Origin of the sequence: Streptomyces paludis, assembly GCF_003344965.1 — a bacterium.
Taxonomy (GTDB): Bacteria; Actinomycetota; Actinomycetes; order Streptomycetales; family Streptomycetaceae; genus Streptomyces; species Streptomyces paludis.
In genome coordinates, this window is record NZ_CP031194.1 from 3,037,698 (window position 1) to 3,050,707 (window position 13,010).

The window sequence follows — 13,010 nt, forward strand, 5'->3', positions numbered from 1 at the left end:
GTCAGCCCACCGCCCCGGCCGACGCGGGCGCCGTGTCGCCCGTACGCGTCTTGTCGCCCTTACGCCCCGTGTCGCGCGGCGTCCGTATCCGGGTCCAGGGTGTCAGCAGCCGCTGGACGCCGAGCAGCAGCAGATCGGCGGCCACGGCGAGCAGCACACAGAGCACCGAGGCCGCCAGCACCTGTGCCTTGAAGAAGTTCTGGAGGGCGTCGTCAATGAGATTGCCGAGCCCGCCGCGGCCGACGATCGAGCCGATCGTCGTCAGCGCGACCGTCGACACCGTCGCTATCCGCAGGCCGGCCATCAGCGCGGGCAGCGCGAGCGGCAACTCGACCTCCCAGAGCAGCCGGCCCGGGCCGTACCCCATCCCGCGGGCCGCTTCCCTGGCCTCTTCCGGAACGGAATCCAGCCCCGCCAAGATGTTTCGCACGAGAATGGTGAGTGAATACAGGACCAACCCCGTGATCACCAGTCCGGCGGAGAGTCCGAACAGCGGCAGCAGCAGCGAGAACATCGCGAGTGAAGGAATCGTGTAGAGCAGGGTGGTCAACCCGAGGACCGGTCCCGCGAATACCGGTCTGCTCCGGGCCAGCAGCGCCAGCGGAAAGGCCACCAGGAGACCGATGGCGACCGAGACCGCCGTGATCCACACATGCTGGACCGTCGCGTCCGTCAGCTCCTGGCCGCGCGAGCGGAGATATTCCCCGCAGATCCAGTCGTTCGCCGCCAGACATCCACGTGTGCTCATCCCTTCCCACCTCCCCCGTTCTTCTCGCGTACGACCCTATCCCCGACCACTGACAATCGCGGAGGGCCGCCACATTCCAGCAACATGGCCTTCACACGAACCGCCGTACACCGCCCGCGCATCGCCCGCACAATGGGGAGTCATGATCCGATTCGAGCACGTCTCCAAGCGGTACCCGGACGGCACGGCAGCAGTCGACGATCTCTCCTTCGAGGTCGCCCGGGGTGAACTGGTCACGCTGGTCGGGCCTTCGGGCTGCGGCAAGACGACGACCATGAAAATGGTCAACCGGCTCATCGAACCGACCGAGGGACGGATATTCCTCGACGGCGACGACATATCCGCGATCGACCCGGTCCAACTCCGGCGCCGTATCGGCTATGTGATCCAGCAGGTCGGGCTCTTCCCGCACCGGACGGTCCTGGAGAACACCGCGACCGTCCCGCACCTCCTCGGCTGGAAACGCGCGAAGGGCCGGGCCCGCGCCGCCGAACTCCTCGATCTGGTCGGCCTCGATCCGTCCGTCTACGGCGACCGCTATCCCGAGCAGCTCTCCGGCGGCCAGCGCCAGCGCGTCGGGGTGGCCCGCGCGCTCGCCGCCGACCCGCCGGTGCTGCTGATGGACGAGCCCTTCGGCGCGGTCGACCCGGTGGTGCGCGACCGGCTCCAGGGCGAGTTCCTCCGGCTCCAGGCGGCGGTCGGCAAGACGGTCCTGTTCGTCACGCACGACATCGAGGAGGCCGTCCGGCTCGGCGACCGTATCGCCGTCTACGGCCGGGGCAGGATCGAGCAGTTCGACGCCCCCGCCGCCGTGCTGGGCGCCCCGGCGACCCCGTACGTCGCGGACTTCGTCGGGGCCGACCGGGGCCTCAAGCGGCTCTCCGTCACCCCCATCGAGGAGGGCGATCTCGAACAGCCGCCCGTCGTCCACCTGGACGACCCGCTCGCCGGCGCCGCCGCGAAGCTCGCGCGGGCGGGCGCGCGCTGGGCCGTCGTCCTGGACTCCGAGGACCGGCTGCACGGCTGGATCCCGGCGGCGCCGTCCGGCGCTCAGGACACCGCGCCGGACACCCCTGAGGCGTCGGGAACGGTACGGGAGCACGCCCGCCGGATGGAGGCGTGGCTGCCCGTCGGCGCCTCCCTCAAGCAGGCGTTCGCCACGATGCTCCAGCACGACGCCGGCTGGATCGCCGTCATCGACCGCGAGGAGACCGGCCGCTTCCTCGGCGTCCTCACCCCGGCCCGGCTGCACGAGGCGCTGCGCCGGTCCATCGACGCCGACGGCCGGGCCGTCCCCCGTACCGACGTCGAGCTGGAGACCATCAGCACCGTCACGCGCCGCTGAGGCGCCCGCTCATCCACACCAGGGCCGGCGGGATCTCGCGGCGCCAGGTGTTGAAGTTGTGCGCGCCGCTCGGGAGGATGATCGAGGAGACCTGCGCGGGCGCCTTGACCTTGCCGATGAACGTCTCGGTGTCCTTCAGGTTCCGCTCGCCCTTGCGGGAGCTGGTGACGAGCAGCGAGGTGTCGCCCTGCGGCAGATGGTCGAGGCTCCACAGCAGATTCGCCCGCTTCCTGAGCGCGTCGTCGCCCTGGAAGAGATCGCCGGTCGTCGGGTCCTCGGCCGCCTTGTAGTACGCGGAGAGCCCGGCGCCCACCGAGAACTGCTCCGGGTGGTGCATGGCGATCTTCAGCGCGCAGTAGCCGCCGGTGGAGTTGCCGATGATGCCCCAGCTGCGCGGCACGTCCTTCACCCGGTACGCCCGGGACACCGCCGTCGGCACGTCCTTGGCGAGGAAGGTCTCGGTCTGCGGGCCGCCGGGGACGTCCACGCACTCGGTGTCGCGCGGCGGCGCCACGGTGGGCCGCAGCATCACCAGGATCATCGGCTGCATCTTGTTCGCCTTGGCGAGCTGCCAGGCGGTCGTCGGGTAGTTGAGCCCCTTGATGAGGTTCTCCGCCACGCCCGGGTAGCCGGTGAGCACCTCGGCCGCCGGGAACTTCTGCTTCCGGAACTGCGGCTGGAAGTACTGCGGCGGCAGATAGACGTACGCCGTGCTGTTGATCCCCGACTTCTCGCCGCTTATGGCGATCTTCTGGATCTGGCCGGCCACCGAGGGCTGCCGGCTGCCGGGAACGGGCGAGTGCTGTGTGTCCATGACCGTGACGTGCTTGCCGTCGGCCGCCGCGTGCCCGACGACCGCCCCCAGCTCCTGCTCCTGGCCGAAGAGATCGCCCCAGGTCCCGTAGAAGAGGAAGTACTGATTGGCCACCAGGGCGACCGCGGCGAAGATCGTCACCTGGGTGGCGAACAGCATCCCGATACGGCCGAGTACGGCACGTGGCGTACGGCGGGACAGCCGCGGCCACAGCCAGATGGTCGCGGCGAACAGCAGCACGGCCACCAGAACCGCCACGGCCAGGACTTTATGGCTGGTAAGACCCATGTCGACCGATGCTCTTCCGTGAGATTTTCCTGTACGCAGAGGAACCCGCCCCCCGAAAGCGACGTCCTAGAGGTCGCAAAATGTCCGGCCCGCGTACTGGACGCGGATACGGCCACCACACTCTCTCGCGGAGCCACGGGAAGCGATGTCTGTGACGCTAGATGGGGATAAATCAGGATCGGTTCCGAATCAGGCTGACCGGTCGTCGGGGATACCTCCGAAGGCGAAGCCGCGCCGGCTGCCCGCCCGGGTACGACGGATCGTCAGGGGCCCCCGGCCCGAGGCGGTCCCGGGCCTGGTCGGCACGGCATGCACCCTCATCGGCCTGATCGACATCGCCGCCGGGGTCTTCCCCCGCTTCCGTCACAGCCGGATGCACTCCCTGGCCGAGGTGCTCCCGGGGGCGCTCGGACCGTTCGCCGCCGCGCTGGCGATGAGCGCCGGCGTACTCCTGCTGCTGCTCGCGCACGGGCTCAAACGGCGCAAGCGCCGGGCGTGGCGCGCCGCCGTGATCCTGCTGCCCGTGGGGACAGTGGCGCAGTTCGGGTACCGGCACTCGATCGCCGGGGCGGTGTTCTCGCTCTTCCTGCTCTGGGTACTGGTACGGCACCGGGGCGAGTTCGCGGCGCTGCCCGACCCGCGCAGCCGCTGGCGGGCGCTCGCCAACTTCGTTCTGATGGGCGCGGGTTCGATCGGGCTCGGGCTGATCATCGTCAGCGTCCATCCGCACCGTACGGTCGGCAATCCCAGCCTGACCGACCGTCTCGAACACGTGATGTACGGCCTGTTCGGCTTCGAGGGCCCGGTCGAGTACAGCGGCACCGTCGACTGGACGGTGGGCTACTCGCTCGGCGCGCTCGGCCTGCTCACCGCCCTCACCACCATCTATCTCGCCTTCCGTCCCGAGCATCCGGCCGCGCGGCTGACCGAGGAGGACGAGCGGCGGCTGCGCGAGCTGCTCGCGCGCCACGGCGCCCGGGACTCCCTGGGCCACTTCGCACTCCGCCGCGACAAGGGCGTCGTCTTCTCCCCCAGCGGCAAGGCGGCCGTCTGCTACCGGGTGGTCTCGGGGGTGATGCTCGCCAGCGGCGACCCCATCGGGGACGTCGAGGCGTGGCCCGGCGCCATCGAGCGCTTCATGGACGAGGCCAAGGCGCACTCCTGGACCCCCGCCGTCATGGGGTGCAGCGAGACCGGCGGCGAGGTCTGGACCCGTGAGACCGGGCTCAACGCGCTGGAGCTGGGAGACGAAGCGGTGGTGGACGTGCCGGATTTCTCCCTGCACGGACGCGCCATGCGAAACGTACGCCAAATGGTGAAGCGCATCGAGCGCGCCGGCTACGAAACGCGGGTACGGCGCGTCCGTGATCTCTCCGACGGCGAGCTGGAGCGGATCCGCCGCGCCGCCGACGACTGGCGCGGCACCGACACCGAGCGCGGCTTCTCGATGGCGCTCGGCCGGATCGGCGACCCCGCCGACGGGGACTCGGTCGTGGCCACCGCGCACAAGCCGGGCGAGGAGACACCGGGCCCGTACGGCGATCTGAAGGCCGTACTTCACTTCGTTCCGTGGGGTACGGACGGGATGTCCCTGGACCTGATGCGCCGTGACCGGTCCGCCGATCCCGGTATGAACGAGCTGCTGATCGTGGCCGCGCTGCATGCCGCGCCCCAGCTGAAGGTGGTGCGGGTCTCGCTCAACTTCGCGATGTTCCGCTCGGCGCTGGCCCGGGGCGAACGGCTGGGCGCGGGGCCGGTGCTGCGCTGCTGGCGGGGGCTGCTGGTCTTTCTCTCGCGCTGGTTCCAGATCGAGTCGCTGTACAAGTTCAACGCCAAGTTCCAGCCGCGCTGGGAGCCGCGGTACGTGGTCTTCCGGGCCGGCGGCGACCTGCCCAGGATCGGCCTCGCGGCGATGCAGGCGGAGGGGTTCGTGACGCTGGCGCTGCCCCGGCCGCTGCGCCGGCTCGGCCGGGACCGGCCGGGGGGCCGCTCGGCCCGTACGCCCTCGGACCATGAGGTCAGTACGGCGTGAGTACGGCCTGAGGGACGTCCGAGGAACGCCGGAGGTCCACCGGAGGGACTGTTCAGGCAAGCCGGTTATCGTATCGAAAGTCCGGAAACCGGCCGGCTGGTGGGGCAGAGCCCGGTGGACCACGGTGGATCGAAGAGGTGTGGTGTGACGCAGGAGGGACGGCTGATCGCCGGGCGGTACCGGATCGCCGGGCTGATCGGCCGCGGCGGCATGGGCACCGTATGGCGGGCCGAGGACCTGGTGCTGGACCGCGAGGTCGCGCTCAAGCGGCTGCACGCGACGCCGGACCGGCTCTCCGCGGACGAGATCGCCACGCTGCACGAGCGCTCCCGCCGCGAGGCGCGCAGCGCCGCCCGTATCGCCCATCCCCATGTGGTCGTCGTCCATGACGTGGTGGAGGACGACGGGGTGCCGTGCCTCGTCATGGAGTACGTGCGCTCGGTCACCCTCGGCTCGCTGCTGGCGGACGGCGCCGCCGTCCCGGTGCGGGAGGCGGTACGGATCGGGCTGGCGATGACCGGCGCGCTGCGGGCCGCGCACACCGCAGGGGTGGTGCACCGGGACGTCAAACCCGCCAACGTACTGCTCGGCGACGACGGCAGGATCGTCCTCACCGACTTCGGCATCGCGCTGCCCAGCGGCGCGTCGACGCTGACCGCGACCGGCGAGATGATCGGCTCCGTCCGCTACATGGCACCGGAGCGCGTCAGGGGCCGCACCGCCGGGCCCGCCTCGGACCTCTGGTCGCTCGGGGCGACGCTCTACCGCGCGGTGGAGGGACGGCTGCCGTTCGACCGGGTCACGGCCATGGAAATGGCGTACGCGATCGCCGTGGACCCGCCCGGGCCGACGAAGCTGGCCGGGCCGCTCGGGCCGCTGATCGAGGCGCTGCTGGCGAAGGAGCCCGAGGAGCGGCCGTCGGCGGAGGAAGCGGAGCGCACGCTGCGGACGCTGTGGGCCGCGGAGACGGAGACGAAGACGGCGGAGAACGCGGAGGCGGCGAATACGACGGACGGGACGACGGCCCTGGAGCCGGTACAGGAGCCGATACGGGATCCCGCACCGGAGGCGATACGGGCCACGGCCGCCCCCGCGCCTCCCCGCCGCACCCGCGTCCTCCTGCGGACCGCGACCGCGCTGGCCGTCGCCGCCGCCACCGCGACCGGCGCGCTCTACATCTGGCCCGACGGCGGCACCGGCACCCGGCAGCAGGGCACCACGCCCCGGAGCCCTGCGGCGGACACCACCTCCCCGCCGCCCCTCCCCGCCGGCTACCACCTGGCCGAGGCCGCCCAGCTCGGCGTCTCGCTGCCCGTACCGGACGGCTGGACCGTGGGCCGGTCCTCGGACGAACAGGTCACCTACCAGTCCCCCTCCGGCCTCGCGGGCATCACGATCGGCACCGTCGACCCGGCGGGCTCGGACCTCACCGCGCACTTCGCGGACATCGAGACGAACACCAAGAAGAACTACACCGTGTACCGGCGGCTGCGCCTCCAGCACACGACCTTCCGGGGCGCGCCCGCCGCCGTCTGGGAGTTCACCTTCCAGGGCCGGGCGCGCGCCTTCCGCGCCATCGACCTCGGCTTCGGCCGGGCCGGCGAGCGGGAGTACGACATCTATCTGTCGGCGCCCGACGAGGACTGGGACACCTACCGCCCTGTCTTCGACAGGGTCAAGGAAGGACTGCGCACCCCTTGAAGCCCCCGAACGGCCCCTTGGGGCGGTTTGGTGTGCGCCGCAGCAGGCCCCCGCGCCATCCGAACGGGAGGCCCTAGGGTGGGGCATATGAGTATGTTGCGCGCGCGTGGCACGGTCGAGGGACTGCCCGGGTGGGACCGCTGTGCGGTCATGGGCGTCGTCAATGTGACGCCCGACTCCTTCTCCGACGGCGGTCGCTGGTTCGACACCACGGCCGCGATCAAACGCGGCCTCGCCCTCGTCGCAGAAGGCGCCGATCTCGTCGATGTCGGCGGCGAGTCGACGCGCCCCGGCGCGTCCCGGGTCGACGCGGACGAGGAGCTGCGGCGGGTCGTGCCGGTCGTCCGGGGGCTGGCGTCCGAGGGCGTCGCCGTCTCCGTCGACACGATGCGCGCGGCGGTCGCCGGGCAGGCGGTCGAGGCCGGCGCGCTGCTGGTCAACGATGTGAGCGGCGGTCTCGCGGACCCCGCGATGGTGGGCACGGTCGCGGCGGCGGGCGTGCCGTTCGTGGTGATGCACTGGCGCGGGTTCAGCGAGGGGATGAACAGCCGCGCCGTCTACACGGATGTCGTCGCCGAGGTCGTCGCCGAGCTGCGGGCCCGGATGGACGCGGTGATCGCCGGCGGTATCGCCCCCGAGCGGCTGGTGATCGATCCCGGGCTCGGTTTCGCGAAGACCGCCGCACACGATCTGGCGCTCCTCGCGCACCTGCCCGAGCTGCGCGCCCTGGGCCGTCCGCTGCTGGTCGCGGCCTCCCGCAAACGCTTCCTCGGCCAGGTCCTGGCGGACCCCGAGGGCGCCCCGCCGCCCGCGCGCGAACGCGACGCGGCCACCGCCGCGGTCTCCGCGATCGCCGCCCACGAGGGCGCCTGGGCGGTCCGGGTCCATGAGGTACGGGCCACCGCCGACGCGGTACGGGTGGCGCGCGCGGTCGAGGGCGCGACGGGCACCCCGGCCGCCGCGGGCAGCACGGGCACCGCCGGGCTCGCCGGATGACGGCGCGTACGGACAGCGAGCGGGTGGAGCTGGCCAACACCGCGTTCTACGAGGTGATGGAGCGCGGCGACTACGACGCGATGTCGGGGCTCTGGCTGGAGGAGGACGACGGGCCGGTCTCGTGCGTCCACCCCGGCTGGCCGGTGCTCACCGGCCGCGGCGATGTGCTGCGCTCGTACGCGGTGATCATGGCGAACACCGAGTACATCCAGTTCTTCCTGACCGATGTCGAGGTCTCCGTCCAGGCCGACACGGCCCTGGTGACCTGTACGGAGAACATCCTGAGCGGCGGCCCGGCCGAGGACGGCGGGGAGCTGGGGCCGCTCGTGGGCCAGCTGGTCGTGGCGACGAACGTGTTCCGGCGCACACCGGGCGGGTGGAAGATCTGGTCGCACCACGGCTCGCCCGTACTGGCCGAGACCGAGGCGGACCCGGAACCGGACGACGGGACTCCCGCCTGACCCCGGCCCGAGTGGGTAGGTGCCCTTCCGGGGGCCGGGCCGTCACCCCCTCGGGGAAGCACTGTCGGTGGCCGCGGGTAGATTCGGAAGTGGGTACGGAACCGCCCGTATGCGGCGGTGCCGTGACGATCAACGACAGCAGGAGTGATTCGCGTGGACCGTGTCGCGCTGCGCGGCCTCAGGGCCCGTGGGAACCATGGCGTCTTCCCCCGGGAGCGCGAGGAGGGCCAGACCTTCATCGTGGATGTGGTGCTCGGCATCGACACCCGGCCCGCGGCGGCCGCCGACGACCTGTCGAAGACCGTGCACTACGGGATCGTGGCCGAGGAGGTCGTGGACGCCGTCCAGGGGGAGCCGGTCGATCTGATCGAGACCCTGGCGGAACGCATCGCGCAGCGGTGCCTGAAGCACGACGGGGTCGAGGAGGTCGAAGTGGTCGTCCACAAACCGGACGCGCCGATCACGGTGCCCTTCGACGATGTGACCGTCACGATCACCCGGAGCCGAGTATGAGTCTGTTTTCCGGAAGCGGGCCCCAGGGCGACCCGGCGGGCGTCCCCACCAGCGACCCGACCGCCCAGCCGGTGCCGGCCGCGGTGGTCGCGCGGGTCGACGCCGCGGACAGCACGCTGTCCAATCCGCAGTGGGCCGTGGTCTCCCTCGGCTCCAATCTGGGGAACCGTCTGGAGACGCTCCAGGGCGCCATCGACGCGCTGGAGGACACCCCGGGGCTGCGGGTCAAGGCGGTCTCCCCGGTGTACGAGACGGAGCCGTGGGGCGTCGACCCGGGCTCCCAGCCGTCGTACTTCAACGCGGTCGTGGTGATCAGGACGACCCTGCCGCCGGACTCGCTGCTGGAGCGCGGCCACGCCATCGAGGAGGCGTTCGACCGGGTCCGCGCGGAGCGCTGGGGGCCGCGCACGATCGACGTGGACATCGTGGCGTACGCGGACGTGGTCTCCGACGACCCGCGGCTCACCCTGCCGCACCCCCGGGCCCATGAACGCGCCTTTGTGCTCGCCCCCTGGCACGACGTGGATCCCGGGGCGCGGGTGCCGGGCCGCGGGCCGGTCGCCGAGCTGCTGGCGGAGATCGGCCGGGAGGGCGTGCTGCCCCGGTCCGATCTGGAACTCCGCCTGCCCGAGTAGTCGTTAGGCTCAGCGGGTCGGAACAGCAGAGGTTGAAGGGCGGCTTTCTCGGTGAAGCAGTTGCGGATCGGCGTCCTCGCCGGCCTGTTTGTGGTGGCGGGCGTGCTCTCGTGGGCCGCGGCCCGGCTCTGGGACGCATTCGGCACCCTGCCGAGCGTGCCGCTGGCCGCGCCGATCGTGCTGGGGGCGATCGCGGCCGTCCTGCTCGCCACCGCGCTGTCGCTCCGCTCCCGGCTGCGCGCCCAGCGCGAGCGGCGCCCCGACGCGAAGGGCGTGGACCCGCTGATGGCCGCCCGCGCGGTTGTCTTCGGCCAGGCCAGCGCCCTGGTCACAGCCCTTGTCTGCGGCCTGTACGGCGGCGTGGGGGTCTTCCTCCTGGGCTCCCTCGACATCCCCGTCCGCCGCGACCAGGCCATCTACGCCGGCTCCGCGGTCCTGGCGGGCTTCGCGGTGATCGCCGCCGCGTTCTTCCTGGAGCACGTCTGCAAGCTCCCGGACGACACGGACGACCCCCGCCACCACAACGGCGCGGCCCCGGCGGGCCCTCCCGCCTAGACCGCGCCGTCGCGCAAATCCGACTCAGCGCGCCCTGATCAGCGCGCCATGATCAGGCTCATGGCCTCCGCACGCGTCGCGGGCACCCGCATCTGCCCCCGGACGGCCGAGGTGATCGTCTTGGCGCCCGGCTTCCGCACTCCGCGCATGGTCATGCACATGTGCTCGCACTCGACCACGACGATCGCTCCGCGCGGATCGAGGATCTCCATCAGCGAGTCCGCGATCTGGGTGGTCAGCCGCTCCTGCACCTGCGGCCTGCGCGCGTACACGTCCACCAGCCTGGCCAGCTTCGACAGCCCGGTGATCTTCCCGTCGGCGGAGGGGATATAGCCGACGTGGGCGACCCCGGTGAAGGGGACCAGATGGTGCTCGCAGGACGAGATCACCTCGATGTCCTTCACCAGCACCATCTCGTCATGGCCCAGATCGAACGTCGTGGTCAGCACGTCCTCGGGGTTCTGCCGGAGTCCCGCGAATATTTCCTTGTACGCACGGGCCACCCGGCCGGGAGTGGCCCGCAGGCCCTCGCGGTCCGGGTCCTCGCCGACCGCGATCAGCAGTTCGCGTACCGCGTCCTCGGCCCGCTTCTCGTCGAACTCGCGGACCGGGATCGCGCCGTCCAGCGTCACCGGGTCGGTCATCTGTGCCTCGTTCCTGTGCCGTCCATCGCTCGGGCATACGAATGCCGCGCCCCCTCAGGCTAGAACCTGGGAAGCGCGGCATCCATTCCGGGCCTGGTGTGCGCCCGGTATCAGCTCTCCGGACGCTCCTCCGGAACCGCTTCGGCCGACTTCTCGATCGTCACCGCGGGGACGACGCCGTTCGAACCGGTCGCCGCGCCGTTGGTCAGCGCCAGCTCCTTGGGCGAGAGCACCGGCGGCCGCGTCGACGGGGTACGTCGCGAGGAGCCGGTCCACGCCGGACGGGCCGGACGCTTCACGATGGTCGAGAAGATCTCCGCGATCTGCTCCTTGTTCAGCGTCTCCTTCTCCAGGAGGGCCAGGACCAGATTGTCGAGGACGTCGCGGTTCTCGACGAGAATCTCCCACGCCTCGTTGTGCGCGGTCTCGATGAGCTTCTTGACCTCTTCGTCGACCAGCGCCGCGACCTCTTCCGAGTAGTCGCGGGCATGACCCATCTCACGGCCGACGAACGGTTCGGTGTTGTCGCCGCCGAACTTGATCGCGCCGAGCCGCTCGGTCATGCCGTACTGCGTGACCATGGCGCGGGCCGTGGCCGTGGCCTTCTCGATGTCGTTGGCCGCGCCGGTGGTCGGGTCGTGGAAGACCAGCTCCTCGGCCGCCCGCCCGCCCAGCATGTAGGCGAGCTGGTCGAGCATCTCGTTGCGCGTGGTCGAGTACTTGTCCTCGTCGGGCAGGACCATGGTGTAGCCCAAGGCCCGGCCGCGGGACAGGATCGTGATCTTGTGGACCGGGTCGGAGTTCGGAGACGCCGCGGCGACCAGGGCGTGACCGCCCTCGTGGTACGCGGTGATCTTCTTTTCCTTCTCGGACATGATCCGGGTCCGCTTCTGCGGGCCCGCCACGACGCGGTCGATCGCCTCGTCCAGGGAGTGGTTGTCGACCAGCTTCTTGTCGCTGCGCGCCGTCAGGAGCGCCGCTTCGTTCAGCACGTTCGCCAGGTCCGCGCCGGTGAAGCCGGGCGTACGACGGGCGACCGCGCCCAGGTCGACGTCCGGGGAGACCGGCTTGCCCTTCTGGTGGACCTTGAGGATCTCCAGCCGGCCCTGCATGTCGGGGCGGTCGACGGCGATCTGCCGGTCGAAGCGTCCCGGGCGCAGGAGCGCCGGGTCGAGGATGTCGGGCCGGTTCGTCGCGGCGATCAGGATGACGCCGCCCTTCACGTCGAAGCCGTCCATCTCGACCAGCAGCTGGTTCAGCGTCTGCTCGCGCTCGTCGTGACCGCCGCCGAGGCCCGCGCCGCGGTGCCGGCCGACGGCGTCGATCTCGTCGACGAAGACGATCGCCGGGGCGTTCGCCTTGGCCTGCTCGAAGAGGTCGCGCACCCGGGAGGCACCGACACCGACGAACATCTCGACGAAGTCGGAGCCGGAGATCGAGTAGAAGGGGACCCCGGCCTCACCCGCGACCGCGCGGGCCAGCAGGGTCTTGCCCGTACCGGGCGGGCCGTACAGCAGCACACCCTTCGGGATCTTGGCGCCGACGGCCTGGAACTTCGCCGGCTCCTGGAGGAACTCCTTGATCTCGTGCAGCTCCTCGACGGCTTCGTCGGAGCCCGCGACATCGGCGAACGTCGTCTTCGGGGTGTCCTTGGTGATGAGCTTGGCCTTGGACTTCCCGAACTGCATGACGCGGGAGCCGCCGCCCTGCATCTGGTTCATCAGGAAGAGGAAGACCACCACGATCAGCACGAAGGGCAGCAGCGAGAACAGCACCGAGAGGAACGGGCTCTGCTTCGTCGGCGAGACCGTATAGCCCTTGGAGATGTCGCCGTTCTGGAACTTGGCCTGGAGGGTCGAGGCCAGCTGGGATCCCTGGCTGCCGATATAGCTGGCCTGGATCTTGTCGCTGCCCTTGACCTTGACCCCGTTCTTGAGGTCGACCTTGATGACCTGGTCATCACCGGTGGTCAGCTTGACCTGCTCTGCCTGGTTCTTGTCGATCGCCTGGACGACCTCACCGGTGTCGACCGTCTTGTAGCCGCTGCCCGAGCCGACGACATTCATCAGCACGACCACGGCGAGGACGGCCAGCACGATCCACATGACCGGCCCACGGAAGTATCGCTTCACGTCCATCCATACGAGGCGAAGTCGCCCCGTCCCTCCTGCCCGTAGGTAAATGCTGCTGTGAGAAAAGAGTGTTCTTCGGACGGTACCCCAGCATCATGGCCCGCGACCGCACGGGACGGCTGACAAACCCGCCTTCCCATGCTTCA

At 70.7% G+C, this 13,010-nt stretch carries 12 protein-coding genes; 8 read left to right on the top strand and 4 right to left on the bottom strand.

Annotation, left to right across the window (positions count from 1 at the left end):
• Position 1: 1 nt before the first annotated feature.
• A complete protein-coding gene (locus DVK44_RS13315) occupies positions 2-748 on the bottom strand; it encodes an ABC transporter permease (protein ID WP_114659874.1) in 747 nt (248 codons plus the stop codon).
• A 142-nt stretch (positions 749-890) separates the two neighbouring features.
• On the opposite strand from DVK44_RS13315, the gene DVK44_RS13320 reads away from it, so the two are divergent.
• On the top strand, positions 891-2,093 hold the full coding sequence (locus tag DVK44_RS13320) for an ABC transporter ATP-binding protein (protein WP_114659875.1): 1,203 nt from the start codon (positions 891-893) through the stop codon (positions 2,091-2,093).
• Here DVK44_RS13320 and DVK44_RS13325 read toward each other — a convergent pair.
• A complete protein-coding gene (locus DVK44_RS13325) occupies positions 2,080-3,195 on the bottom strand; it encodes an alpha/beta hydrolase (protein WP_114659876.1) in 1,116 nt (371 codons plus the stop codon). The two genes, DVK44_RS13320 and DVK44_RS13325, sit on opposite strands and share 14 nt — an antisense overlap.
• A gap of 145 nt (positions 3,196-3,340) precedes the next feature.
• Between DVK44_RS13325 and DVK44_RS13330 the strand changes: the two genes are divergently transcribed.
• The 7 genes from DVK44_RS13330 (at position 3,341) to DVK44_RS13360 (ending at position 10,088) form a co-directional block, all read left to right on the top strand.
• On the top strand, positions 3,341-5,227 hold the full coding sequence (locus tag DVK44_RS13330; protein ID WP_114659877.1) for a phosphatidylglycerol lysyltransferase domain-containing protein: 1,887 nt from the start codon (positions 3,341-3,343) through the stop codon (positions 5,225-5,227).
• A 144-nt stretch (positions 5,228-5,371) separates the two neighbouring features.
• A complete protein-coding gene (locus DVK44_RS13335; RefSeq protein WP_114659878.1) occupies positions 5,372-6,928 on the top strand; it encodes a serine/threonine-protein kinase in 1,557 nt (518 codons plus the stop codon).
• An 87-nt stretch (positions 6,929-7,015) separates the two neighbouring features.
• Positions 7,016-7,924, top strand: coding sequence for a dihydropteroate synthase (folP, locus tag DVK44_RS13340; protein ID WP_114659879.1), 909 nt, complete (start codon positions 7,016-7,018; stop codon positions 7,922-7,924).
• Positions 7,921-8,385 carry a nuclear transport factor 2 family protein gene (locus tag DVK44_RS13345; protein ID WP_114659880.1) on the top strand — a complete coding sequence of 155 codons (465 nt, stop codon included), beginning with the start codon at positions 7,921-7,923 and terminating at the stop codon, positions 8,383-8,385. The genes folP and DVK44_RS13345 overlap by 4 nt, the downstream gene beginning before the upstream one ends.
• Positions 8,386-8,538: 153 nt before the next feature.
• The gene (gene folB, locus DVK44_RS13350; RefSeq protein ID WP_114659881.1) at positions 8,539-8,898 is read left to right on the top strand and encodes a dihydroneopterin aldolase; all 360 of its coding nucleotides are present in this window, start codon (positions 8,539-8,541) and stop codon (positions 8,896-8,898) included.
• Positions 8,895-9,533 carry a 2-amino-4-hydroxy-6-hydroxymethyldihydropteridine diphosphokinase gene (folK, locus tag DVK44_RS13355; protein WP_114659882.1) on the top strand — a complete coding sequence of 213 codons (639 nt, stop codon included), beginning with the start codon at positions 8,895-8,897 and terminating at the stop codon, positions 9,531-9,533. Before folB ends, folK begins: the two co-directional genes overlap by 4 nt.
• Positions 9,534-9,584: 51 nt before the next feature.
• On the top strand, positions 9,585-10,088 hold the full coding sequence (locus DVK44_RS13360) for a DUF3180 domain-containing protein (RefSeq protein ID WP_114659883.1): 504 nt from the start codon (positions 9,585-9,587) through the stop codon (positions 10,086-10,088).
• Between the two features lie 38 nt (positions 10,089-10,126).
• Here the strand turns inward: DVK44_RS13360 and folE are convergent, their stop codons facing one another.
• Positions 10,127-10,732: a GTP cyclohydrolase I FolE gene (gene folE / locus DVK44_RS13365; RefSeq protein ID WP_114659884.1), complete on the bottom strand. Its 606-nt coding sequence runs from the start codon at positions 10,730-10,732 to the stop codon at positions 10,127-10,129.
• 110 nt (positions 10,733-10,842) lie between these two features.
• The gene (ftsH, locus tag DVK44_RS13370; protein ID WP_114659885.1) at positions 10,843-12,870 is read right to left on the bottom strand and encodes an ATP-dependent zinc metalloprotease FtsH; all 2,028 of its coding nucleotides are present in this window, start codon (positions 12,868-12,870) and stop codon (positions 10,843-10,845) included.
• Between the last annotated feature and the right edge of the window lie 140 nt (positions 12,871-13,010).